Source organism: Trinickia terrae (assembly GCF_005144415.1).
GTDB lineage: Bacteria > Pseudomonadota > Gammaproteobacteria > Burkholderiales > Burkholderiaceae > Trinickia_A > Trinickia_A terrae.
The window spans coordinates 104,980-130,246 of the sequence record NZ_SWJE01000006.1 but is presented as its reverse complement, the minus strand read 5'-3'; the positions used below and the strand labels follow the sequence as shown (position 1 = coordinate 130,246).

Sequence of the window (25,267 nt, the reverse complement as noted above, 5' to 3'; positions counted from 1 at the left end):
CGATGATCTGCTCGAACGTCGCGGACTATCGTGAAGCCGCGCGGCGTTCCCTGCCGGGCTTCGCCTATCACTATCTCGAGGGCGGCGCGGAAGACGAGATCACGATGGCGCGCAATCGCACCGCGTTCCAGCGCATAGGCTTCGAGCCGCGCGTGCTCGTGAATGTCGATGCGATCGATACGCACACGACGCTGGCGGGCGCGCCTGCGGCATGGCCGGCCGTCGTCGGGCCGACAGGATTGAACGGCCTTTACTGGCCGCGCGCCGAGGAGACGCTGGCGCAAGCGGCGCATGCAGCCGGTCTGCCGTTCGCGCTCTCGACAGCGTCCACGAGTCTGATCGAAGACGTGCGCCGCGCGAGCGACGGCGAACTCTGGCTGCAGCTTTATGTGCAGCAGGACCGGCGCATTGCCGAAAATATGATGGCGCGCGCCCGCGCCAATGGCTTCACCACGCTGCTTCTGACTGTCGATACCCCTGTCGCTGGACAGCGTGACCACTACGCGCGTACTGGCTTCGCGTTGCCCCTGCGCTGGACGCCGCGGCTGTTATGGGACGTGGCGACGCATCCGCGCTGGGCCGCGCGAGTGGGGCGGCATGGCGTGCCGCAACTCGTCAACATCGCGAAGAGCGCGGACATTGGGCCGGGCATTGAAGCTCAGGCCGCCGCGTTGAGCCGGCAGATGGACCGCTCGCTCGAGTGGGACGATCTTGCGTGGCTGCGGCGCAACTGGCCGGGCAAGATTCTCATCAAGGGCGTGCAGAGCGTGGACGATGCCATGCGCGCGTCGCAGCATGATGTCGACGGCGTCGTGCTGTCGAATCACGGCGGACGTCAACTCGACGGCGCGCCCAGCGCGATGGAGGTTCTGGCCGAGGCGCGCGGGTCGATGCGGCGCGGCTTCGATCTCTTTATCGACGGCGGCGTGCGACGCGGCAGCGATATTGTGAAGGCGGTTGCGCTTGGCGCGCGCGGCGTGCTGCTCGGACGCGCGCCACTCTACGGACTCGCGGGACACGGACGCAAAGGCGTCGATCACGTGCTTGCGCTGCTCTACAACGAATTGCAAATCTGCTTGCGGCTCATCGGCTGCGCGCGCATCGACGCGCTCGATGCGTCGCGGCTCCGGCTGTACGAAACGACGGTCGGGACGCCGGCGCCGGATCCGGCGCGCGGTTCAAAGCGGCCGGCCGGCGCCCGGGCGTCACCGAGAGGTTTCGATGGCCAAACTACATGACTCGCACGCCACAATCGCCGATCAGCGCAATGGCCTGGTCTACTGACAAAATCGTTCCTTTCAGATGCTGCGACACATCAGTTAACCTCAGGCCGCTCAAATCTGCGGATCTCAGGTCCGCGCCGTCAAATCGACTGTCACGCAGGTGTGCATTCCGCAGGCTGCCGCCTTCGAACACGGCGTCGCGAAAGTCACATTCAGATAAATCCGCATCGGAGAAATTCAACGCCTCGAGCGTTTGCTTGCGAAACGACATGCCTCGCAGATCCGCCGCAACCAGTAACGAATCGTGGATACCAAGCCCCAATGTGCGAGCGCCTACAAAGCGCGCGCCCGTGAGCTTCACTTCAGTAAAGATGGCCGACGCGAGCTGCGCCCCAGTCCAATCGGTATTGTTCAGGTCGCTTCGGCAAAGGCGGGCATCCGTCAGATCCGCGTAGCGGAACTTGGCCCTGGCTCCTATGCACGCAAGCCAGCGGCTTCCTGCTAGCCCGCATCGTTCCAGGAGCGTATTTGTGAAGGTGCAATGGGTGAAACGAGCTGCGTGAAAATCCAGGCTGGAAAGGTCTTGGTCGCCGAAATTGCAGTGATCGAATGTCGGTGCTTCGCCGCAGTCGCGAAGCAGATGGGTCAATTCTTCCCTGCACAGGGTCAGGTCACTGAATACCGCACCTTCTTTGGCAGGCGGCTCTTTTGCGTTGCCGAGCATTTGCAGACTCCTCAGTACGGAGGGTAAGCAGCAACGCGGTCACGATGCGCCCCCCTCACTTGGTCCATGTAAGGTCGACGCCGTGGCACATAGAACCCCTTGGTGGGCGCAGGAGATACCAACCTGCCACTCTATTTTCGGCAACGGGATTCTATCATCGTCAGCACCAGGCTCTTGCGCAACAGTTAGCGCGCGACGCGGGCCCGATGCATCTGGTTCGCCTCTGCCGCGACTAGAGCGCCTGCGTCATCCGTGGGATCGCTTCAAACAGATCGGCGGCCAAACCGTAGTCTGCGATGCTGAAGATCGGTGCCTCGGCGTCCTTGTTGATCGCAACGATAACCTTCGAATCCTTCATGCCCGCGAGATGCTGGATAGCGCCGGAAATGCCGATCGCGACGTACAGTTGCGGCGCGACGATCTTGCCGGTCTGTCCGACTTGCCAGTCATTGGGCGCGAAACCCGCATCCACGGCAGCGCGCGACGCGCCCACTGCCGCGCCAAGCTTCAGCGCGAGTGGATCGAGCAACGCGAAGTTTTCTGCGCTTCCCATGCCGCGTCCGCCGGATACGACAACGCGCGCCGACGTCAGCTCGGGCCGCTCGCTGGTTGCGATCTCGCGGCGTATGAAGCGCGAGCGGCCCGAATCGGCGACCGCCGCTCTCGTCTCGATGGGGGCATGTCCGCCAGTTGCAGGCGCTGCGTCAAATGCCGCCGTGCGGATGGTCGCGACCTTCACCGCGTCTTCGCATTGCACGGTGATGATCGCGTTGCCCGCGTAGATCGGACGGTCGAACGTGTCGAGCGAATGGATCGCGATCACGTCGGATATTGGCGATGCGTCGAGCTTGGCCGCGACGCGCGGCGCGACGTTCTTGCCCGAGGCAGTCGCTGGAAAGAGCACATGGCTGTACGAGGGCGCGAGGTCCAGGACCTGTGCTGCGACACGCTCTGCAAGGCCGTCAGCGAGCTGGGGCGCATCGATCAGAATCACCTTGTCGACACCTTCTATTGCACCGGCAGCGTGTGCGGCGGCTTGAGCATGATGCCCTGCGACAAGCACATGCACGCCGTTGTTCAAATGGCGGGCGGCAGCGACAGTGTGAAGCGTCGCGGCCTTGAGTTGTGCGTTGTCGTGTTCGGCAATGACGAGAGTGGGCATTCAGATCACCTTTGCTTCATTTTTCAGCTTGTCGATGAGGGCGGCGACGTCCGCGACACGCACGCCGGCCGTGCGCGCTGCCGGTTCGACGACTTTCAGCGTCTTCAGGCGCGGTGCGGGATCGACGCCAAGATCGCTGGGGCTCACCGTGTCAATAGGCTTTTTCTTCGCCTTCATGATACTGGGCAGGGTCACATAGCGCGGCTCGTTCAGGCGTAAGTCCGTGGTGACGATGGCGGGCAGTTGCAGTTCGATCACTTCGAGTCCGCCGTCCACCTCCCGTGTGACGGTCGCTGTCCCGGCGCCGATTTCGATGGCGCTCGCGAACGTCGCCTGCGGCCAGTCGAGCAGCGCGGCAAGGAGTTGGCCGGTCTGGCCTGCATCGTCGTCGATCGCCTGCTTGCCAAGAATGACCAGTTGCGGCTGTTCGCGTTCGACGGCCGCCTTGAGCAGCTTGGCGACTGCGAGCGGCTGCAATTCCGCGTCCGTCCGGATGTGCAGCGCGCGATCCGCGCCGATCGCGAGCGCTGTTCGCAGCGTTTCCGTGCTTGGCATCGAGCCGCACGTCACCGCGACCACCTCGCTGGCGTGACCGGCTTCCTTCAGACGCGTCGCTGCTTCGATGGCGATCTCGTCGAACGGGTTCATCGACATCTTTACGTTGGCGATGTCGACGCCGCTCTGATCAGCCTTGACGCGGACCTTCACGTTGTAGTCGACGACGCGTTTTACCGCTGCCATTACTTTCATGCTTTCATTTCCTGATTCCGATTGACTGTTGTGGCCCATTGGCAAGAGGTTCAGGAGACCGCGCCGAGCCCATATTTGCCCGTCAGAAGCTGGCCGGTGGAAAACCGTTCGATCGAGTAGGGCTTGAGCGACACGTCCGTCGGCAGACCAAGCGCGGCCTGCGCGAGAATTTTGCCGACCGTCGGCGACAGCTTGAAGCCGTGCCCCGAGAACCCGTAGCCGACGACCAGCCCTTCAATGCCGGGCAGTGCGCCGAGCACCGGATTCCAGTCGGGCGTCACGTCGTAGACACCAGTCCACGACGACGCGATGCCCGCTGTTTCGTAGGCCGGGAATCGTTCGGCGACCTGTGCACCCACATCGACGATATAGTCCATTGGGATATCGCCCTGTTCGGTATCGGCGGTATTGAGTTTTTCGCCGGCCACGCCTTCGCTCACCAGCATCTGGTTGCCGCCGTAGCTGCGGTAGTAGAGCATGCCTTCCGACGCGAGATCCTTGAACACCGGCATCTTGTACGTGTAGGCCGCGGCTTCGCATTCGAGCGCGAGCACCGCATGCCGTTCCGGCGCGATCGGCAGTGTCTGGCCGGTCCAGCCGGCGAGTTCTGGTGTCCAGATATTCTGCGTGCTGATGACGGTCGAGGTCGCGAAATCGCCGGCGCTGGTCGACACGCCGATGACCTTGCCGTTCTCGATCAGCAGTCTGTTCACGGTGACATTTTCGCGGATCGTCACGCCGCCTCGCCGTGCGGCGCGCGCGAAACTTGTGGCGGTGAGGTAAGCGTCCGCGAAGCCGGCTTCGGGCTCGTAGCCGATCAGCGCGGCGTTGTCGAACTGGGCGATCGGCATCAGCTCTCGCGCCTGGCGCGCATCGAGCCGCTCGAGCGGAATGCCTTGCCGTTTCTGCTGGTCTAGCGACGAACGCAGCGACTCGAGCTTGTCGCCCTCGGCTGCGACGATCATGTAGCCGCATTTTACGAGGCCGCACGACGCCTCGTCGTCGCCGAGATAGGCGGCGAAGTCGTTGAATACCGACCACGATTTACGGGCCAGCTCGACGTTTTCCTTCACCGAATAGTGTGTGCGCAGAATGCCCGACGACTGTGAAGTCGTACCCGCGCCGATGGTTGCACGATCGAGCACCAGCACTTTTTTCGCGCCGAGTTTTGACAGGTGAAACGCGACGGAACTGCCGATCACGCCCGCGCCGATCACAACGACATCATAGTTATCCACTGTTCCGTTCCTTCCGCTTCTGTCGGTAATGAAGGAAGTGTGCCGAGTCAAAACGGAAGGGGCGCAAATATAAGCCGCAGCGATCTTTTGTAAAAGCGTGAGTCGTGCTGGCGACCCCATCGGGTCAGAAAAATCTGACCCCCGCTGTGACGCGTTTGCGGGAGTTCATGGCCGATTCGATATAAGCGGCGGGGGCGTCAGCACGATCACAAGGCGTTTTTACTCATTTTGCATAGCCGCAGCCCGCTTCTCGACGTCTCTTTCAAGATTTCGTTAAAGATTCCACTCGCGCTGCCGTTAACAGAGCAGTTCGATCGACGGGGGAAGCGTCGGCTGCCGACGGGCGCAGCGGCCAGCCTTTCCTTTCGAGTGAGGCGATCCGATCCATTCGAGCTGCAAAAAAGATGAGCTTCCATCCGGTGATTGCAGTCGCAGCTGCGTGCACGTCGTTCAAGCGCCAGAAGCTCCGCAAGAACCAGGGTTTTTCCAACTCGCTGTTCACGTCAAAAAAGACTTTAAGGAGAATCGGGTAATGGCAGAAACCGGTGCGCGCATCGTTGGCGACAAGACCAACAACTACGTGGTATTCGATCCCCAAAGCGGTGTCGTTTATACCTTGGACCTCAAGGCCAACCTGTACGGCCAACCCAGATCCGATCTTCCTGCATCGGCGTCCGCGAAGACTTCCGCTTCCCAGCCCGCCAGCGCCGGCATCACGGGCAATGCGGCCACCGGGGTGGTGTATTTTTCCGGCCAATCCGTCTCGTACCTCACCGATATCGACAACTCCCTGGCGACGTGGAAGCCGCTTCCGGATGCGCCGTTCGCCATCAAGGGGATTTGCGGCGATCTGCTGAACGGCATCGTCATTCACGATGGCGACAACATCGCCCAGATCAAGGACGTGTTCAACAATCCGGTATGGCAGGAATCCGCGATCAGCCCGCGCATTCCGATCGCCGGGATTGCCGGCGACGCCACCAACGGCATCGTGGTCTACCGCGAGTCCCAGTGGGACGACAAAGCCAAATACGACAGCGAGGACAACAAGTTCGTGCCGAGCGTCTACCTGTTTACCGGCCAGCCGTATGGTTCGCCCACTTCGCCGCTGGAGCCGAAGATCGCGATCGAGGCCATCATGGGCGACGGCGTGAACGGCTACATCGCCATGGGCGAGAACCAGCTGTTTTCGCTGATCAAGGGCGCGTGGGCCAAGATGGCTTCGCTGAAGTTCGGCCTGGCCTGCGCCATCGGCAACCCCAAGGACGGCGTGGTCGCCCTGATCGGCGGCGAGCGCTACGTGGCGACCAGCGCCGACGGCAAGACCTGGAATCTGGTGAACACGCTGCCGGCCGCCGCTTCCTCCAGCAGCTCGGCGAACGCAAGCGGCAATTCCGCAAGCGGCGCGAAAACGGCGCCGGGCAATGCGCCGGCGCCCGCACCGGCTGCGCCGGCTCCCACGCCCACTCCCCCAGTGGCTCAAGAAACGCAAGCCGCTTGACCTATCTGCCTGAAAAACGGCAGCCGCCGCAAGCCGAACGCTGCGGCGGCCGTTGGCCGATTTGAACTGGAGAGACCATGCCGCAGTACAAGACCCCCGGCGTGCATATCGTCGAGCAGGATGCATTTCCCAATACGGTGGTGGAAGTCGCCACCGCCATTCCTGCCTTCATCGGCTACACCGAGAAGGCCAGGGACGGCAACGTCGCCAAGAAATACGTGCCGACTCGCATCGAGTCGATGACCGACTACGTGAAGATCTTCGGCGGCCCTTACAAGCCCGTCTTCACGCTCAAGCAAAGCGATGACAAGACCCACTATTTGACCGCGCAGGATCCGACGAGCCGCTTCTTCCTGTATTACGCCGTGGACCTGTATTTCGCCAACGGCGGCGGCCCGGCCTATGTGGTGTCGGTGGGCAACTACAGCGACGTCGTGCTGAACGGCAAGAACGTCAAGGACTTCACCCCCGATCCGGACCCGAACAACCTCGACCTCGTGGCGCCGTTCGACGCGCTGAAAAAGGCGCAGGAGGTGACCTTGCTGGTGGCCCCGGACACCGTGCTGTTCGACAAGCCGGCGGATTGCTACGGGTTCTGGACCCAGGCCCTCGCGCACTGCAACCAAATGCAGAGCCGGATGGCGCTGATCGACATTTATGGCGGCGACCAGCGGCGCACCTATGACGACGCCACCGATGTGATCTCCGGCGAGCCGTACGGTTTCCGCGAGATGATCGGCACCAACTTCCTCAACTACGGCGTCACCTACTACCCGTGGGTGAACTTCGACGTGGTGGACGCCAGCAAGGTCACCTACGCCAATTTCGACAGCGATTCGCTGGGCGTATTGCGCCAGGCGCTCGCCGACGAGCTGGCCGCGATGAATCCGCCGCCCAGCGTGTCGCAGCAGCAGAAGATACAGAAGCTGTACAGCGGGCTTTCCCTGCTGGTCACCGATCCGACAACCGGCAACGCGCTCACCGACGACAAGGGCAACGCCTTGGCGGACGGCAAGGGCAGTACGCTCGCCAACGCGGCGGCGGCCGCCATCGTGGTCACGCGCATTCACAACCAGCTGGCGGCGGTGAGCTCGCTCTACAACACCATCGCAGCCGACATGCTCCAGCAGCTGAACCTGCTGCCGCCGTGCGGGGCGATGGCTGGCGTCTATGCGCGCGTGGACGCGAATCAGGGCGTGTTCTATGCGCCGGCCAACACCAGCATCAACCAGGCCGTCACGCCGGCGGTGGACATCACCGCGGAAGACCAGGAAGACCTGAACATGCCGCTCGACGGCCGCGCGATCAACGTGATCCGCACCATCCCGGGCCGTGGCCTCACGATATGGGGCGTGCGCACGCTGGACGGCAATAGCAGCGACTGGCGCTACGTCAATGTGCGGCGCACGCTGATCATGCTGGAGCAGTCGATCAAGGCGGCGGCGATGGTCTATGTGTTCTCGCCGAACGTCTCCACCACCTGGGTGGCGGTCGAGGGCATGATCTCCAACTTCCTGTACACCCAGTGGCGCAGCGGGGCGCTCGCCGGCGCCAAGCCGGCGGACGCCTACGACGTGAGCGTGGGCCTCGGCAGCACGATGTCCGGCCAGGACGTCCTCGATGGCTATATGCGCGTCACCATCCACGTGGCGATCACGCATCCGGCGGAATTCATCGAGCTGACGTTCCAGCAAAAGATGCAGGTTTCCTGATTGAGACGGGAAAGGAGAATCGATCATGGCAGGTGAAGCACAGGACCAAAGCATTTGGCCGTTGCCGAAGTTTTATTTTTCCGTGGACATCGGCGATCAGCAGGATCTGGCGTTCCAGGAGGTATCGGGCCTGGAGACCGAAAACCAGGTCATCGAATATCGCGCCGGCAACAGCAAGCAGTTCTCCACGGTGAAGATGCCGGGCATCGGCAAGGTCGGCAACGTGACCTTGAAGAAGGGCATCTTCGTCCAGGACAACAAGTTCTGGGCTTGGTTTTCGCAGACCAAGATGAACACCATCAAGCGCGTCCCGGTGGTGATCAAGCTGCTCGACGAGAAAGGCAACGCCACGATGGTGTGGACGCTGCAGAACGCCTTTCCGGTCAAGATCACCGGCACCGACCTGAAGTCCGACGGCAACGAGGTGGCAGTGGAAACGATCGAGCTCGCCCATGAAGGCATGACCATCAAGAACGGCTGAGCGGGCGATTCGTGAGCTACTACCCGCCCGCAGGCTTCCATTTCAAGGTGCAGATCTCGGGGGCATCGTCGGAAGACGATGCCGCCTTCACCGAGGTCTCGGGCCTGGAGATGGAAATCGAGGTGGAAGAGGTCAAGGAAGGCGGGGAGAACGGCTTCAGCCACCGCCTTCCTGGCCGCGTCAAATACGGCAACCTGGTGCTCAAGCGCGGCATCCTGGTCAAGGGCTCGCAGTTCGCGCAATGGTGCCAGTCGGCGCTTCGCACCGGGCCGGGCGGCAGGCTGACCTGCAAGGACCTGGACGTGTTCCTGCTCGACCAGAAAGGCGATCCGCTGCTCACCTGGAACTGCATGAGGGCGTGGCCGGTGAAGTGGAGCGTGGGAGCGTTCGATTCCACCAAGAACGAGGTGGCGGTGGAGACACTGGAATTCGCCTACCAACAGCTCAGGCGCAGATGAACCATGCCTTTGGAAATTCATGAGTTGGTCATACGCGTCACGGTGGCCGAGCCGGAAGCGCCGGCGCCGGACTGGGAAGCGCTGCAGCGCCGCTTGAAAGCCGAGCTGCTGGAGGCGTGCCAGGAGGAAATCCAGGCGCAGCTGCAGCGCGTGGGCGAACGCTAGTTTCGGCCGGCATGACGGAGTGATGGAACGATGGCCCTGAAAAAGCTCACCCTAACCGCGTACAGCGACGAAAAGTTCACCAGCAAGGTCGGCAGCTATACCCTGCAGATCAATCCGGAAAGCTACACGCACAACCATTCGGCCAGCTACAACCCGGCGCAGAGCACGGATACCGCCGGCACCACCACCAAATACAGCTCGATCGAGCCGGAGACCGTCTCATTCAGCTTCTACCTGGACGGCACCGGCGTCGTCAGCGACCTGAAGCTCGGCAACTCGATCAAGCACTTCAAGCAGCTGGCCTACCAGTACAACGGCGACATCCATAGCCCGAACTACCTATTGCTGGTGTGGGGCAGCCTGTCGTTCAAATGCCGGATGACGAAGCTCGACGTCGAGTACACGTTGTTCGACCCGGACGGCATGCCGCTGCGCGCGAAACTGACGCCGAGTTTTCAGCAGTTCCTGTCGGCGGACGACCTGGCCAAGCTCAGCGGCAAGAACTCGCCGGACATGACCCACCTGCGCTACGCGGGAGCGGGCGATACGCTGCCGCTGATGTGCCAGCGCATCTACGGCGACAGCCGCCATTACCTGATGGTGGCCAACTACAACGGCCTTAGCCAGTTCCGCAACCTGCAGCCGGGGCAGGCCATCGTCTTTCCTCCGTTGAAGGCATCATGAACGTCTCGCCGCTGGCAGGTAAAACAGATCTGGTGTCGGTGACCGTCCTGGTCGACGGCAAGGCCATTCCCGACACCTATCGCGTGAACAGCGTCAAGGTCGTGCGCGAGGTGAACCGCATCGGCACGGCGCGCATCACGCTGACCGACGGCGACCCGAGCACCGGCACCTTCACGATCAGCGAAGCGGCCACCTTCGTGCCGGGCGCCAAGGTCGAAATCAAGATGGAGTACCACAATCAGGCCACGTCTGTGTTCAAGGGCATCGTGGTCAAGCACGGCATCCGCGTGCGCGAGCATGGCGCCGCGCAGATGTTCGTGACCTGCAGCGACACTGCGGTCAAGATGACCGTCGGGCGCAAGAGCAACATCTACCCGGACGCGACCGACGAGTCGGTGCTGAAAAAGCTGATCCAGGGCCATCAGCTCACCGCCGACGTGGAATCGACGAGCGTCACCTACAAGGAGCTGGTGCGCTACTACAGCACCGACTGGGACTTCACGGTGAGCCGCGCCGAAGTCAACGGCAAGCTGGTGCTGGTGGACGACGCCAAGGTCACGGTGCAGTCGCCGGCGGTGGCCAAGGAGTGCGGGCTGATCGTGAAGTACGGCGACGCGCTCAAGACGCTTGAGGCGGAGATCGATGCGCGCAGCCAGTACACGCAAGTCAGCACCACCGCGTGGGACATCGCCGAGCAGAAGGTGCTGAGCGCCAACAGCACCGACCCGACGGTCAACGACCAGGGCAATCTGACCGGCAGCACGCTTGCCGGGGTGCTGAGCGCCGGCACGTTCGAATTGAACTCGCCCGCGCCGCTCGCCAACGACGATCTCAAGCAATGGGCCGATGCCCAGCTGCTCAAGTCGCGGCTCGCGCGGATTCGCGGCACGGTGACGTTTCAGGGCAACAGCAAGGCAGTGCCGGGCAAGACCATCCAGCTCGACGGCCTCGGCGCGCGTTTCAACGGCCGTGCGTTCATCGCGCGCGTGACGCACACGGTGGAGCACGGCAACTGGCTGACGGAAGTGGGCTTCGGCCTGTCGCCGCGCTGGTTCGTCGAAGAGCAGGGCGGCATCGAGGCGCCGGCCGCCGCCGGATTGCTGCCCGGCATCTCCGGGCTGCAGATCGGGACAGTCAAGAAAATCGACGCCGATCCGCTGACGATGACGCGCGTGCAGCTCGACCTGCCGCTGATCGACAGCGAAGGCAAGGGCATCTGGGCGCGCCTCGGCACGCCGTACGCCACCAACGGGGCCGGCATCCAGTTCATGCCGGAGATCGGCGACGAAGTGATGGTGGGTTTCATCAACGGCGACCCGCGCTTCCCGGTCGTGCTGGGCAGCCTGTACAGCAGCAAGCACACGCCGCCCAACACGCCGGATCAGCCGAACACGAACAAGGCCATCGTCACCAAAGGGAAGATCAAGATCACGCTGCAGGACGTGGACAAGATCGTCACCATCGAGACGCCGGGCGGGCAGAAAGTGGTGCTGAGCGACAAGGAGTCGTCGATCAGCATCACCGACTCCAACCAGAACAGCGTCAAGCTGTCGGCGAGCGGGATTGCGCTTTCCAGCCCGAAAGACATTTCGATCAAGGCCACCGGCTCGGTCAGCATCGAGGGCACGGCCGGGGTCAGCATCAAGTCGTCGGCCAGCGTCACGGCCGAGGCGCCCAGCGTCAGCGCCGACGCTTCTGCCTCTCTCAAGCTGAAGGGCACCGCTTCCGCCGAGCTGACTTCGCCCGCCCAGGTGACGGTGAAGGGCGCCATGGTGATGATCAACTGAAGGAGCAACGCTATGCCGTCAGCCGCACGCCTTACCGACATGCACGTGTGCCCCATGCAGACGATGGTCGGCCCGGTGCCGGTTCCTCACGTGGGAGGGCCGGTGACCGGCCCGTGCGTGCCGACGGTGATGATTGGCAGCATGCCGGCGGCGGTGGTGGGCGACATGCTCGTCTGCGTCGGGCCGCCCGACACCATCGTCAAGGGATCGGCCACCGTGCTCATCGGCGGGAAGCCCGCCGCGCGGGTGGGCGACACCTGCGCGCACGGCGGCACGATCACGGTGGGGTGCCCGACCGTGCTGATAGGAGGGTGAGCCCGGCATGGCGAGCGGAGGCGACAAGGTATTTCTCGGGCGCGGCTGGCAATTTCCGCCCAGCTTCGACAAGGCCGGCGCGGACGCGCGGCCCGGCGCCAGCGCGCTCATGGCTCAGGCGGAGGCCGACATCCATCAGAGCCTGATGGTGCTGTTCAGCACCGTTCCCGGCGAGCGGGTGATGCTGCCCGACTACGGCTGCCCGCTGCATCTGCACGTGTTCGACGCGATGAACCAGCACAACCTGGCTTTGCTGCAAAGCCTGATTGCGGACGCGGTGCTGCGCTACGAGCCGCGCATCCTGCTTGAGGACGTCGCCTTCGACCTGAGCGGCGCGACGGACGGCCTGCTGCGTATCACGCTGACGTATCTGATTCGCCAGACCAACACGCGCAGCAACATGGTGTTTCCGTTTTACCAGTCCGAAGGAACCAATGTTCGCGCCATCGCTTGACGGAGCCCCGGCGTGAGCGGCACGACGCAAGCCAGCCGCGGCCTTGCCGCGCTGTCCCCGGACAGCGCGCCGGTCGACGCGCGGACGCTGGCCCAGCAGCTCGATTTCGTCGGGCAGCTGGCGCGCCTCGTGAGCTATGTCGGCCTGGACGGCCAGCCGCATGGCGGCTGGCGGCCGTTCTTCGCCGACGACCTGAGCTTTCTGCTGGCGCGGATCGTGAGTTTCGACAGCGGCCAGGCGCTCGCGGACGTCCGCGACGCGGTGCATGGCGAGCCGCAGCCCCGGCACCGCGACCACCGGATCCTGCTGCAGCTGTTCGGCCTGTACCGGCAGGTGAGCGAATGGGCGGTGGGACTCAAGCGGATCAGCACGCCGCTCGAATTGGGCACGCCGGCGGGGCTGACCCTGGAAAGCCTGATCCGGCAGCAATTGGCGCCCTTGTGCCAGATCGTCGCGAAGCGCAAGGCGTGGGAGCGCGAGTGGCAGACGCAGAAGCAGCGCTTTCTGCATCGCTATTCCCGCGTGGACAAGGATTACCTGACGTCGCTATGGGACGCGCCGTTGCAGCCCGACGGCGCCGGCGACACCAAACCGGAGCTGAACTCGGTCTTCAAGTCGTTCGTGCTCGGCATCGAGGCGGCGCAGCCGAGCATGCAGGCTTACTTCGACGACGCGCTGAAAGCGACGTTCGGCCACCAGCCGCAGTCCGCGCTGATGATCGCCTTCCTGCGTCTGCTGCGGCATGCGCAGAACGACGCCAATGCGATCGCCGGGCGGCATCTGGCGTTCTATTACCGCAGCATCCTGCAATTGCGCGAACGGTCCGCCATGCCCGACCGTGCGTTCGTCTGCCTGCAGCCCACCCCGGCCAGCTCCGGCAGCCTGGTGCCGGCCGGCACGCAGTTGCGCGCGGGCAAGCTGCCGGACGGCCAGGATCTGGTCTACGCGGTCGACGGCGATTTCGTGGTCAACCAGGATACGTTGGGCGAGCTCAAGACCGTTTACGCCGTGCAATCGCAGGCGCCGGACCTGGCCTGCGTTCCCCGCCTGTATGCGGCGCCGAAGGCGGATTCGCAGGACGGCCTGAAAGCGCCGCTGGCGCAGCCGGCCCAGGGCTGGCCGACCTTCGGCCGCGATTGGGGCGGCAATGCGGGCGTCCGTCCCCGCGCCGGCTCGCCGCTGCTGGACAGCGCGCCGCTCGCCGAGACCGGGCTGCTCATTACATCTCCGCTGCTCGTGCTGCGCGGCGGGCGGCGCGTCCTGCGCGTGCGCTTCCAGTTCGATCCCAAGCCGGCGGCCATTCCCCGCTCCCCGCTGGGGTTGCCGGCCGGGGCCGCCGCGGCTGCGCCGCTGGCGTTCGCCGAGGTGGCCCAGGCCTATCGCAACGCGCTGGAGCAGACCTACGCCAGCTTTGCGGGACGTTCGCTGGGCGCGATGGCGCAAGCGGCGATGACCGAGGCCTGCGAGGTGTCGATCACGACGGCGAAGGGGTGGCAGCCCGTCACGCGCTTGGCGGTGCGCGCCAATCTGGACCAGTGCTGGGTGGAGCTGGCGCTGTTGCTGCCGGAGGCCTTTCCGTCCGTGGAGCCCGGTCCGCCGGCGCCGCAGGAAGCCGGCGGCACGTCGCCGTGGCCGCGCCTGAAGCTGATGCTCAAGCCGGATGCGCGCGTGTATCCGTATTCGTTCATCCAGCAGTTGCTGTTGACGGGCATCGCGCTGCGCGCCACGGTGGCCGGGCTGACGCCGTCCGACATGACGACGAGCCAGGGGCCCGTCAAGGCGGGCGCGCCGTTTGCGCCGTTCGGAGCCTCGCCCATCCTCGGCAGCTATCTGGACGTGGCCGACGCGGAGCTCGCGAGCAAGCCGATCGTGCGCGCCACGCTGCAGGTGGATTGGTTCAACTTGCCGAAAGCGCCGCAGGACCTGGCGTCGTCCTACGCCGGCTATGCCGTGCCGCGGCTCGCCAACAACGCATTTCGCGCCGGCTTCCAAGTCCGGCGCGCGGGGCGGTGGAGCGAGGCGGGCAACGGCAGCCGGCCGCTGTTCACCGCGGCCGACGACGTCAAGGCCGGCTTGCAGACGCCGCTTAGCTTCACCATCGCCGACGGCACCGCGGCGTCCGCCATGGAGGCCATCCGCATGGAGCTGGCCGCGCCGGATTGCGCGTTCGGCCATCAGATCTATCCGCGGCTCTTGGCCGATGCGTCGATGAAGGCGGCCATGGTGATCGGCGCCCGGGCGCTGGCCGAGGCGTTGAACAAGGCCACCGATCCGTTGCCCGTGCTCCCCAAGCAGCCCGAGCCGCCGTTCGTGCCGCTCGCGAAGAGCATCACGGTCAATTACGCCGCCAGCCAGCAGTTGCAGGCCCGGCAGGCGCCAGACACAGCCTCGGACCCGGTGCCGTGCTTCTACCAGCTCGGCCCGTTCGGCCATGTGGCGGCGCCGCTGAACGGGACCTTGCTGCTGGACGGCATCCTGCGCGCCGGGCAGCTGTATATCGGCCTGCGCAACGTGCTGCCGGGGCAGTGCGTATCGCTGCTGTTCGGCATGGACGAAACGGCCACGCCGGGATTGGCGACGGGGCCCGACGGTCCTTCGTCCGGCCTCGCCCCCGCGGCCGTGGACTGGTACTACCTGCAGGACAATCAGTGGCGCCGCTTCAGCCGCGACGTGGTGCTGGACGGCACCGCCGGCTTCACTCGAAGCGGCATCGTGCGCCTGCAGACGAGCGGGCAGCGGCCCAACGCAGACAGCACGCTGCTGCCGGCCGGCCTGTTCTGGCTCGCCGCGGCGGTGGACGATCCGCAGCTGCGCAGCCGCACGACCTACGTCGGCACGCAGGCGGCCTCGGCCACGCAGGTGCTGGACGGCGCGATGCCGGAGGCGGGCGGGCCGCTGCCGGCCGGCTCCATCAAGGACTTCGTGCGCAAGCCGCCCGGCATCCAGGGCGTGAGCCAGCCGCTGCCCACGCTCGGCGGGCAGGCGGCGGAGCTGCCGGGCGCGTTCCCGGTGCGCGTCAGCGAGCGGCTGCGCCACAAGCAGCGCGCGCTGTGCGCGCAGGACTTCGAGCAGATCGCGCTGGACAGCTTTCCGGCGCTGCTGCAAGCCAGCTGCATCACGCCGGGCGCCGAACGCGCGCCCGGCTATGCTTGCGCGCGAGTGCCGGCAGGCACGGTCAGGCTGGTGGTGGTGCCGCGTCCGCCGCAAGGCAGCAGCCATCCGCCGCAGCCCAGGGTGGCGGACCGGGACCTCGTCCAGATCCGCACCGCGCTGCTGCAAAAGAGCGCCGCGACTTTCAGCGGCCTGTTGGTGCTCAGCCCGGCATACGAAGAGATCAAGGTGGTGCTGCAGGTCGAGCTGGAGCGCGGCCAGGATGCTGCGTACTGCCTGCAAATGCTCAACGACGATATCGCGTCATGGCTCGCGCGGTGGCGCGCCGACAGCGCCGTGCCGCTCGCCATCGGCGGCGGCTCGCAACACATGAGCGACCTGCACGTCTTCATCGCCGGCCGCGCGGGCGTGGCGCGCGTGGTGAAGCTGGAAGCCCTTCACATCTATGAACGGGACGGCGGCGTGCGCACCGCGCGCTGGCGCGGCATGGACGACGCCTTGATGCCCTCGTGCCCCTGGGCCGTGCTGATTTCCGCGCCGCGCCACGCGATCAGCGAGCATGGCGTGAACTACGGCATCGGCGCCATGACGATCGGCGAGGACCTGCTGCTGCTGTCCGGTCCGCCGCCGGTTGCGCAACTGCGCGCGCAAGCGCCATCCGCGCGGCGCTACGCCTTGCATCTGCCGGCCGGCCTGCTGGCCGGGCAACCCGACGCTCCTTCCTCAGAAGCCGATGATTAAGAAACCCGAAGACCTCAAGAACGTGTTCGTGAACGGCGCGATCCCCACACAGATGGACTTCGCCGATCTGATCGACTCGTTCGTTCCGAAGGATCAGTTGCCGGACGCCGATTTGCAGGCGCTGCGCGAGCTCATCGGCTGGTGGCGCAGCCGCGATGCGGGCGCCGCGCCGGGGAGCGGCACGTCCGGGAGCCCAGCCAACCCGGGCAGCGGCACGCCGGCGCCGGGAGTCAGTCCGACGCCGCCCGTGGCGCCCGGCAGCGGCGCGTCGCCGGGCAGCGGCGCCGCACCCGCCGGCGACGCGGGTTCCGGCAAGGGCCCGGGCACCGCGGCGCCGCCGTCGGACAGCACCGGCGCCAGCTGCACGGTGCCGGCGGACGGCAACTGGCATCCGCTGCCGATCACGGACAAGACCGTCGGCACCTGGACGTGCACGGCGTCCACCGTCAATGCGCGCCCCTCGTACCGGATCACCAACAGCGCGATCGCCGTGGTCGGCAAGCAGCTGTCGGCCCGGCGCCTGGTGCAGAGCGTCGACAGGGACAGCCTGATTCCATGGCATGTCCTCCAGTTCAAGTGGCTGCCGGAATCGGGCTCCTCGTTTCAGCTCAACGTTCGCGCGCGCAGCGCCTTCGGGCCGGACGCCGGCGGCAAGCAGACGCAGATTCTGTGCCGCTGGGCACGCCAGGACTAAGCGATGGCCGATACGCCGCTGCTGCTGAATTTTCCCGCCGCGCTTCCCCCCAGCATGGACTTCGCCGCCCTGCTGGCGGAGGCCATGGGCTATGCGCAGGACGCGTCGGGCGACTACTGGACCGACTACAACGAGCACGATCCCGGCCTCACGATCCTCGAGCAGCTGTGCTATGCGCTGACCGATCTCGGCCTGCGCGGCCAGTACGAGATGACGGAGCTGCTGGCGGACGAGCGGGGCGTCATCGCCCGCGACACGCTGTTCACCGGCGACCAGATCCTGACCTGCGCGCCGCTCACCGCCAACGATTACCGCAAGCTCGTCTACGACAGCGTGCACGGCCTGAAGAACTTCTGGATCGAGCCGGTGGAGGGGATGCCGGGCTTGTACTGCGGTTGGATCGAGCAATTCCGCTGGGGAGACAAAGACAAGCTCGTCGCCCAGGTGACGGCCATCCTGCGCGCCAACCGCACACTCTGCGAGGACATCGTCAGCGTCGAGGTGCTCAAGCAGCAGTCGCTCAAGCTGGCCGGGGTCCTGGAGCTGTCGCCCGGCAGCGATCCGGACGAGGTCATGGGCACGCTGCTGTTCTACCTCGACTGGAAGCTGCTGCCGGCGCCCATGCCCAGCGCCATCGAAGCGCAAATCGACGCCGGGCAGGCGCGGGAGCAGATCTACGAAGGCCCGCGGCTCGCATACGGGACCATCGACGACGCCGGGCTGGTCGAGCGCCCAGCCACCGTGAACTTGGCGCAGATCGCCCGCGTGGTGCAGGCCGTGCCCGGGGTGCGCCTGTTGAGCGGCCTGCATTTCGTGAGCAGAGAAGACGTCGACGGCGACGTGCTGACCCTCAAGGACCACACGGTGCCGTTCATCGACATTCCGCCGCAGGGCGGGCCGTGGCCGTTCGAGCTGCGCGATTCGTCCGGCGCGAGCGTGCTGCCCAATGCGGAGCGCGTGACCCGGGTGTTCAACCAATGCTATGTGGACGGGCGCGCGCGCGAAAGCGCGGTGAAGCGCTCCACCGACAGCCTGAGCTATCGCCGGCTGCCCAGCGGACGCTACCTGGACGTCCAGCGCTACCACTCGATCCAGCATCAATTCCCGGTCACGTACGGGCTCAGCCGCTACGGCATTCCGGATGACTTCCAGTGGCAGGCGGCCGATGCGGAAGCGGCATTCAGCCAGCCCGGCAGCGGCCCGGCGGCGGTCAAGCGCGCGGCCCAGGTCAAGCAGCTGCGCGCCTATCTGATGCTGTTCGAGCAGGTGCTCGCCAATGCCTTCGCGCAGCTCGCCAACGCGCGCTGGCTGTTTTCGCTGCGTCCGCCCGAGGCGCATAGCTATTTCGCTCAATCCCTGGTGGACAATCCCCAGGCCGACTTTCCCGATCCCGACGCGGTCGGCGAGCTGCTGCGCGATTTGCGGGCCGAGGATCGGGAGCGGCACGGGCATCGCGCCGTCAGTCTGCGCATCTCGCACCCGCATCGGCCGGCGCTGCGCGCAATCTGGCCCGGCACGCTGGCCGAGCGGCAGTCGCGCCTGGACGAAGTGCTGTCGTACGGCAGCCGGGCGCGCCATTACCGTCACCGTCAGGCGCCTGACGGCAAATGGATTTTCGTGCTGGTCAACGTTCACGGCATGGAGATCGCCGAAGGCGAGCTGCGGGCCGATTCCCAGGAAGAGATCGAGCGCGAGGTGCTCGAAGTCGTCTATCTGCTCGAGCGCATCCGGCGCGAGCCGGCGGCGCACGCGCGTCACGTGCGGCTGGAGCCGCACGGCCGGGACGAGACGCGCGAGCCGACCGTTGCGCAGAGCTACCTCGCCAAGCTCGAGCGGCTGATGGCGCAGTTCGACCCCTATCCGCAGCGCCACAACGCCTTTCTCGATCATTTGCTGGCGCGCTTCAACGAACGCTTCGAGGACGACCTGCTGCAGCGTTTCGATCCGCGGCCGGCCGCCGACGACCGCTTCCTGACCGAGCTCGCCAGCTGGAAGAGCAGCTTCCTGATGGCCTATCCGCGCGCGAGCAGCCGGCGCGCGAGCGGCTTCGACTACAGCTTCAAAATTGCCAAGGCAATGCCGTTCGGCTCCGGGCTGGAGCATCGGCTGTACAGCCTGCTCGGCATCGGCGGCCCTCAGCGGTTCGCCCGCTATCCGCAGTCGCGCGCGCGGCTGACCGCGCGCCATCCCGGCTACCACTATCATCGCGAGGGGCACGCGGCCGAGGGCATGGGGCCGGCAGAGGAAGAGCGGGCGCTCGTCTTCGAGGCCAGCCACCCGGGCCTCTTCGCCCATCTGCTCAGATACGGCACCGATCTGGCGCGCTACCGGATCAGGCCGGAACGAGGCGGCTGGAGCTGGGAGCTGTCTTTTCTGTCGCCCGGCGGGACCTGGCATCGGCTGCATCACAGTGACGATGCGGAACGCCTGAAGGCGCTCCGCAACCGCCTCGTCGCCTGGCTGCAGCCGGACGGCGCGGCCTGGCAGCACCTGTTCGACGGAGAGGGCCTGTATGTGCTCGAGCACATCCTGCTTCGCCCGTTGGCGCAGCCCCTCGCGAAGGACGACGGCTTTTACGCCTGCCGGATCAGCGTGCTGCTGCCGGACTGGCCGGTGCGTTTCCAGAACGACGAGTTCAAGCGTTTCGCCGAACGGCTGGTGCGCGAGAACTGTCCGGCCCACGTGCAGGCGGATTGCTACTGGCTGAGCTTCGCGCAGATGGAGCGTTTCGAGCATCGGTACGAGGCCTGGGCGAGCGCGAAGTACAAGAGCGTGCATGACGCCCATCAGGAATACCAAGCGTTGGACGAACGCTCCGGCTCCTTGCGCGAATTCCTCCAGCATCTGGCGCAGCAGAGCGAATCGTCATGAATGCTTCCGCTACCCACCAGGTGAAGAAGCTGTTGCTCGATGTGCAATTGCGCGCCGGCAAGGGCCCGGCCCAGGAGCGCGCGAAGGCCGTCCAGCAGCGGCTGAGCGCCTATTGCCGCGAGCAGCTCGAACACGCCCTGCAACCCTGTTTCGACGAAGCGGCCGGCGATGCGCGCGTCTACCAGATCCGGCGCATCGAGCTGGATCTGGGGCGGATCGCACCGGGGCGCCTGGAAGTCGAGCTGGGAGAGCGGCTCAGGAGCGCGCTGCGCGACCAATTGCGCCGGCTCGGTCTGCCGCGGCCAGCGCAGGCGCCCGCATCCGGCGCCTGGCAGGAAGCGGAGCCCGCGTACTGGCCGGCGTTGCTCGCCTGGCTGGAGCGCGGCGCCGTGGAGGCGGACCGGGCGCCGGCCGGCTTGCTGCAGGAAGCCACGCTGCATGCGCCTGCGCGCCTCGCTTCGACGCTGCGCCGCGCGAGCCGGCATGCCGAACTGAGCGAACGCCTGGCCGCGGCATTGCCCGAGCCCGCCATCGAGCAGCTGGTCGGCGTGCTGGTGCCGGGCGAAGCCGCGTACATCGTCGGCTATGCGCGCCAGCTGCGCCGCGTCCAGCATGCCGACGCGCCGCCGCGCCTCGATCGCCCCGGCTTCGGCACGGCCCTGTGGACCTTCATCCTGAACTATCTGCTCGATTCGCGCGGCTCGGAATTCAACCGGCGAGCCTTTGTCGCCGCGACCTTGCGCAAGATGGCAGCGCGCTACCAGCTCGGTTTCGACGAGCTGGTAGCGCAGTTGGCCCGCGCCGTCGAACGGACGCGGACCCGCGAAGGCCGGTCCGGCGGTTTGCTGGACACGCTGTACGCATTGCGGCTGCAACCGCAGGCCGTGGAGGCCGAACCGGCGCCTCCATCCACCGCGACGGCCGATCCGGGCGTGACCGTGCTCGAGCCGGCCGAACGTCAGCTGCACATGCTGACGGCTTTGCTGCAAGGCCGGGCCGACCGCCGCGACGGCCCGGCAGCCGGCGTTCTGGAGCACCGCCTCGCCGAGCTGGCGAGGCAACAGCCGGCGGTGCTGCAAGCGGCATTGCGGTCCGCGCTGCGCACCGGGGATGCACGGCGGCGCTTGCTGCGCAGCTTGTCGCCGCAAGGGCGCCGCCGGCTATGGCAGTGGCTCGCCCCGGCGCAAGCGCGGCGCATCGTCCGGCTGCTCGGCTCGCTGCGGCACGCATTGCGAAGCGGCGGCGATGCGCAACTGGAGGCGCGTCTCGGCGAAGCCGCGCTCGGCTACTGGACGACGGCCCCGGCGGCATTCGAGCCCGCGGCTTTTGCCCGCGGCGTGCTGAGCCGTTATGCCGACGCGCGGCCGGCGCCTGCGCGTGCGTTGCTGCATCAGCTCGACGCCGGCTTCTTGTCATTCGGAGCGCCACGGACGCAAGCCGGCGAGCCGGCGGCGCAGCTCGGCGAGCCGCGTTCGACGACACCCGCCGAACGCCTGCAGCACTGGCTCAGGCATGGCGTGTGGCATGCGGCGGAGGGCCTGTCGCTGCACGACTGGCTGGCCGGCCTGCCGGACCTTGTCATCGTGCGCGCGGCGATGGCCGCCGGGCCGGTTGCCGCTGCGCGCATCGTCCGGGAGGCTGCGCCGGCCTGGCGCGAGCGGCTGCTGCGCCTGCTCGCCGGCGATCGCGCCGACGAGCTGATCCGGCTGCGCGCCGGCTTGCCGGCGGCGGCCCGGCGGCTGCGCCAGCCGGGGCATGAGCTGTTCCGGCTGGCGGACCTGACGTGGCTGACGTCGCTGCTCGATGCAGACGCTTCGGCGAGCCAGCCGTCCGAGTGGGCGCAGCCGCTGGCCGAGGCCTTGGCCCTGCATATGTTGCGCGACTATCGGGAAGTGCTGGCCGCGACAGAGGGGGCCATCGCCGGCCAGGAACCGGAGTTCGGCTCGACCAGGCCGCATCCGGTCAAAAGGGCAGCCGGTTCGCGCCGCGCCACGCGCCTGCTGCCCTCGCGCGGTCCACGCCGCATTGGCCGCCACGCGCGACCGGCCCGGCTGCCGCAAGCGGCCCGCAGCGATCGGACAGAGCTGGCTCACCTGATCGCGTTGCTCGAGAGCGGCACGCCGCCGCCTTGGGACAGCGAGGCCCAGTATCCGCAACGCAGCTTCCAGCGGCTGCTGGCGCGGCAGCCGGAAGCGCTGCTGGAGGCGTTGCGCAAGGCCTTGCTGCACCCGGGCGCGCCGGCGCGCCTGCTGCGCTGGCTGCCCGCGGCGACGCTGCGCCAGTTGCTGCTGACCTTGAACCCCGGCATGGGCGGCCTCGTGCTGACCTGGCTCAATGCCGGCAGCGCGCTCGCGGACAGCCTTGCGCTCACCGGCAGTCAACGCCGCCAGACCGCCGGCGCGCATTGGGAGGTGGCGCTGAGCCTGCTGTTGCGTCCGCATGGCGACGACGTGTCGGCGGCGAGCTTCCTGGACGATGCCGCGCGCCAGGCCGCGCACCGGCTGCGGCTGCCGCAGGCGCGCTACCGGCAGATCCTGTTCGCGGTGGCAAGCCGGGGCGCCGGGCGCGACGCGCGATATGCGGTGCTGGCGGAACTGCTCGGCGGCGAGAGCGCTGTGGATCTTCCGCACGCGCACGTTCCCGAGCCGGCTGGCGATCTGCCGGTGCGCTACCTGCTGCGCGGCGACGGGGCGCGCGGCGCGCTCGAACCGGCCAGCCGCGGCCATGCGGTGCTCGCCGCGCTGGAAGACATGCTGCGCTACGGCCATTCGCTGAGTCACGCCATGCGGGCGGAGCTCTTCGCGCTCGGCGCCGCGCTTGCCGGCTGGCCTGCTGCGCGCCGCCGCGCGTGGCGCCGTTTTTTCCGGCAAGCGTGCAAGGAGCCGTTGCAGCGCCGGCGCCTGGCGAGCCTGTTGCCGCCGGCGCTGCTGCTTCGTCTGTTGCCGATGTGGCTGACGCCGCCGCAAATCGAAGTCGTCAAGCCATTGCTCGAACGCTTCGCGAAGCTCGCCGTTCTCCCCGCGCACTGGCGCCGCCATGCGCAGACGCTCGCCTGGGATGCGCTGCTCGAGCAGATCATCAGCAGCGGCGAGGGCAGCCGCTGGTCGGCGCCGCGCTTTCTGATGGCGCTGGCGAAGCGCGTGGCCGAGCAGCATGAGCTGGAGCCGCTGACGCTGCTGGCCGCCCTGGAGCGCAGCCTGCCCGGCTCGTCGGCCGGGGCGCGCCAGGCCGCGCAGCAGGCGCGCCGCATGACCGTCGTCGACACCTTTCCCAGACCGCCGGCCCGGCCGGTGCCGTACGTCGATCCCCATCGGCAGGCATTGCCGGAGGACGAACCGATGTATGTCTCCAACGCCGGGCTGGTGCTGCTCTGGCCGTTCTTCACGCGCTATTTCGAGATCCTGGGCCTGGTGGACAAGAGCGCATTCGTGAACGAGACCGCGCGCAGCCGCGCCGTCTATCTGCTGCAATACCTGGCTGGCGGCAACCACGACGCGCCGGAGTACGCGCTGGCGCTCAACAAGCTGCTGTGCGGCATGCCGTTCGCGCAAGCGCCCGAATTCGTGGACCCGCCCGCGGAAGAAGAAAAGCGTATCGGGCGCGATCTGCTCTACGCCGTGACCCAGCGCTGGGAGAAGCTCAAGAACACGTCGGTGGAGGGCCTCCAGCAAACCTTCCTGATGCGCGAGGGCCGCCTGCTGTGCGAACAGGACAAGGCCACGCTCACGATCCCCCCGAAGACCGTGGACATCCTGCTGGACGGCCTGCCGTGGGGCTTCGGCACGATCCGGCTGCCCTGGATGCCGCAGCCATTGTTCGTGAAGTGGAGATGACATCCATGCACGCTCAGGCCAACGCGCTCGAACTGGAGCTGGAATGGCTGGACACGGCCGTCTCCAGCGCCATGAAGCTCTACTTCGGACAGGAATCCGACATTGAGCACATCCGGCAACTGCCGCCCCCGGCGTTGCCCGCCGATTCGCCCTATACGCGCGCTGTGGCCGACTGGGAGCTGAGCGACGAGGAGCGGCTGGTGCTGATCCTGGCCCTCGCGCCCCACGTGCGCCCGCAGGTGCTGGACCCGTTCCTGATTCGCAATGCCAACCTCGAGCAGCCGTTCAGCGAGTTCGGCGGACACACGGGCGCGCAGCATCGCGGCTTCTGGCCGACCGCCGAAACGGCCGCCTTCGTCCTGGCCGGGGACAACCTGCAGGATCGCGTGGCCGTGCACGGCCTGTTCGCCGCCGACGCGCGGCTGCGCCGTCACGGCATCCTGGCCTGGGACGAGGCGCGGCCGGCGGACGGCGCGGCGGCGATCCGCGCCCAGCTCGGCCTGCCGCTGCAGATCAGCCGCGAGTGCCTGAGCCTGCTCACCACCGGCGAACGTTTTCAGCCGAGCTACGGCGGCGATTTTCCGGCGCAGCGTATCGGCACGCGGCTGAACTGGTCCGACCTCGTGCTGCCCGCGCACGTGCGCGACGACGTGGAGGAAATCCGCGCCTGGATCGAGCATCGTCACACGCTGATGCACGACTGGGGGCTGGGCCGCCAGGTCAAGCCCGGGTTTCGCTCGCTGTTCTACGGGCCGCCCGGCACCGGCAAGACGCTCACCGCCACGCTGCTGGGCAAGAGCACGGGTCTCGACGTCTACCGGGTGGACCTGTCGCTCGTGGTGTCCAAATACATCGGCGAAACCGAGAAGAACCTGTCGCGCATCTTCGACCATGCCGAGCGCCAGGACTGGATTCTGTTCTTCGACGAGGCCGACGCCCTGTTCGGCAAGCGCGGCAGCGGCAGCGGGGCCAACGAGCGCTACGCGAACCAGGAAGTCGCCTATCTGCTGCAGCGGGTGGAGGATTTCCCGGGCGTGGTGATCCTGGCGAGCAACCTCAAAGGCAATATCGACGAGGCGTTCGCGCGCCGCTTTCAATCGATGATCCACTTTCCGCTGCCGGATGCGGCAGAGCGCCTGCGCTTGTGGCAGGGCGCGTTCGCGCCGCCATGCCAGGTCGGGCCGGGCTGCGATTTTGCCGCGCTTGCCGGGCAATACGAGCTCTCGGGCGGCTCCATCGTCAACGTGCTGCGCTACGCGGCGCTGACCGCGGTGCGGCGCGGGGAGCCGCACATCGATATCGACGACATTCGCCAGGGCATTCGGCGCGAGCTCCGCAAGGACGGACGCGTCGGCATTTAGGA

19 protein-coding genes are annotated in these 25,267 nt (G+C 66.5%); 15 read left to right on the top strand and 4 right to left on the bottom strand.

Annotated elements, in window-relative coordinates; all coding sequences use genetic code 11:
* Positions 1 to 2: 2 nt before the first annotated feature.
* Positions 3 to 1,238: an alpha-hydroxy acid oxidase gene (locus FAZ69_RS13360; protein ID WP_136895176.1), complete on the top strand. Its 1,236-nt coding sequence runs from the start codon at positions 3 to 5 to the stop codon at positions 1,236 to 1,238.
* Here the strand turns inward: FAZ69_RS13360 and FAZ69_RS13355 are convergent.
* The 4 genes from FAZ69_RS13355 to FAZ69_RS13340 all read right to left on the bottom strand — a co-directional run bounded on the left by FAZ69_RS13355 (position 1,231) and on the right by FAZ69_RS13340 (position 5,097).
* Complete coding sequence (locus FAZ69_RS13355; protein ID WP_136895175.1) at positions 1,231 to 1,947, bottom strand: pentapeptide repeat-containing protein; 717 nt, start codon at positions 1,945 to 1,947, stop codon at positions 1,231 to 1,233. The genes FAZ69_RS13360 and FAZ69_RS13355 overlap by 8 nt on opposite strands.
* A gap of 232 nt (positions 1,948 to 2,179) precedes the next feature.
* Positions 2,180 to 3,109, bottom strand: a complete 930-nt coding sequence (locus tag FAZ69_RS13350; RefSeq protein WP_136895173.1) for an electron transfer flavoprotein subunit alpha/FixB family protein — start codon at positions 3,107 to 3,109, stop codon at positions 2,180 to 2,182.
* Entirely contained in the window at positions 3,110 to 3,859 is a 750-nt protein-coding gene (locus FAZ69_RS13345) for an electron transfer flavoprotein subunit beta/FixA family protein (RefSeq protein WP_136895171.1), read from the bottom strand.
* Between the two features lie 50 nt (positions 3,860 to 3,909).
* Positions 3,910 to 5,097, bottom strand: a complete 1,188-nt coding sequence (locus FAZ69_RS13340) for an NAD(P)/FAD-dependent oxidoreductase (protein WP_136895169.1) — start codon at positions 5,095 to 5,097, stop codon at positions 3,910 to 3,912.
* Positions 5,098 to 5,536: 439 nt separating this feature from the next.
* Here FAZ69_RS13340 and FAZ69_RS13335 point away from each other — a divergent pair, with 439 nt between their 5' ends.
* The 14 genes from FAZ69_RS13335 (at position 5,537) to FAZ69_RS13275 (ending at position 25,265) form a co-directional block, all read left to right on the top strand.
* Positions 5,537 to 6,598: a Kelch repeat-containing protein gene (locus tag FAZ69_RS13335; RefSeq protein WP_136895167.1), complete on the top strand. Its 1,062-nt coding sequence runs from the start codon at positions 5,537 to 5,539 to the stop codon at positions 6,596 to 6,598.
* 77 nt (positions 6,599 to 6,675) lie between these two features.
* Positions 6,676 to 8,310 carry a phage tail sheath family protein gene (locus FAZ69_RS13330; protein WP_136895165.1) on the top strand — a complete coding sequence of 545 codons (1,635 nt, stop codon included), beginning with the start codon at positions 6,676 to 6,678 and terminating at the stop codon, positions 8,308 to 8,310.
* 25 nt (positions 8,311 to 8,335) lie between these two features.
* Positions 8,336 to 8,791 (top strand): phage tail protein, encoded by a 456-nt coding sequence (locus FAZ69_RS13325; RefSeq protein WP_136895163.1) that lies wholly within the window; start codon positions 8,336 to 8,338, stop codon positions 8,789 to 8,791.
* 11 nt (positions 8,792 to 8,802) lie between these two features.
* Positions 8,803 to 9,249, top strand: a complete 447-nt coding sequence (locus FAZ69_RS13320; RefSeq protein WP_136895161.1) for a phage tail protein — start codon at positions 8,803 to 8,805, stop codon at positions 9,247 to 9,249.
* A gap of 3 nt (positions 9,250 to 9,252) precedes the next feature.
* Positions 9,253 to 9,414: a DUF5908 family protein gene (locus tag FAZ69_RS33250; RefSeq protein ID WP_169708631.1), complete on the top strand. Its 162-nt coding sequence runs from the start codon at positions 9,253 to 9,255 to the stop codon at positions 9,412 to 9,414.
* Positions 9,415 to 9,444: 30 nt separating this feature from the next.
* Complete coding sequence (locus FAZ69_RS13315; protein WP_136895159.1) at positions 9,445 to 10,098, top strand: CIS tube protein; 654 nt, start codon at positions 9,445 to 9,447, stop codon at positions 10,096 to 10,098.
* Positions 10,095 to 11,885 carry a type VI secretion system tip protein VgrG gene (gene vgrG / locus FAZ69_RS13310; RefSeq protein ID WP_136895157.1) on the top strand — a complete coding sequence of 597 codons (1,791 nt, stop codon included), beginning with the start codon at positions 10,095 to 10,097 and terminating at the stop codon, positions 11,883 to 11,885. Before FAZ69_RS13315 ends, vgrG begins: the two co-directional genes overlap by 4 nt.
* A gap of 12 nt (positions 11,886 to 11,897) precedes the next feature.
* Positions 11,898 to 12,200, top strand: a complete 303-nt coding sequence (locus FAZ69_RS13305) for a PAAR domain-containing protein (RefSeq protein WP_136895155.1) — start codon at positions 11,898 to 11,900, stop codon at positions 12,198 to 12,200.
* Positions 12,201 to 12,207: 7 nt separating this feature from the next.
* Positions 12,208 to 12,654 carry a GPW/gp25 family protein gene (locus FAZ69_RS13300; protein ID WP_136895153.1) on the top strand — a complete coding sequence of 149 codons (447 nt, stop codon included), beginning with the start codon at positions 12,208 to 12,210 and terminating at the stop codon, positions 12,652 to 12,654.
* Positions 12,655 to 12,666: 12 nt separating this feature from the next.
* Positions 12,667 to 16,506 carry a baseplate J/gp47 family protein gene (locus FAZ69_RS13295; protein WP_136895151.1) on the top strand — a complete coding sequence of 1,280 codons (3,840 nt, stop codon included), beginning with the start codon at positions 12,667 to 12,669 and terminating at the stop codon, positions 16,504 to 16,506.
* Positions 16,499 to 17,200: a hypothetical protein gene (locus tag FAZ69_RS13290; RefSeq protein ID WP_136895149.1), complete on the top strand. Its 702-nt coding sequence runs from the start codon at positions 16,499 to 16,501 to the stop codon at positions 17,198 to 17,200. Before FAZ69_RS13295 ends, FAZ69_RS13290 begins: the two co-directional genes overlap by 8 nt.
* Positions 17,201 to 17,203: 3 nt before the next feature.
* The gene (locus tag FAZ69_RS13285) at positions 17,204 to 20,071 is read left to right on the top strand and encodes a hypothetical protein (RefSeq protein ID WP_136895147.1); all 2,868 of its coding nucleotides are present in this window, start codon (positions 17,204 to 17,206) and stop codon (positions 20,069 to 20,071) included.
* Positions 20,068 to 23,904, top strand: coding sequence for a contractile injection system tape measure protein (locus FAZ69_RS13280; RefSeq protein WP_136895145.1), 3,837 nt, complete (start codon positions 20,068 to 20,070; stop codon positions 23,902 to 23,904). Before FAZ69_RS13285 ends, FAZ69_RS13280 begins: the two co-directional genes overlap by 4 nt.
* A complete protein-coding gene (locus FAZ69_RS13275; RefSeq protein WP_136895143.1) occupies positions 23,901 to 25,265 on the top strand; it encodes an ATP-binding protein in 1,365 nt (454 codons plus the stop codon). Before FAZ69_RS13280 ends, FAZ69_RS13275 begins: the two co-directional genes overlap by 4 nt.
* The last annotated feature ends 2 nt before the right edge of the window (positions 25,266 to 25,267 follow it).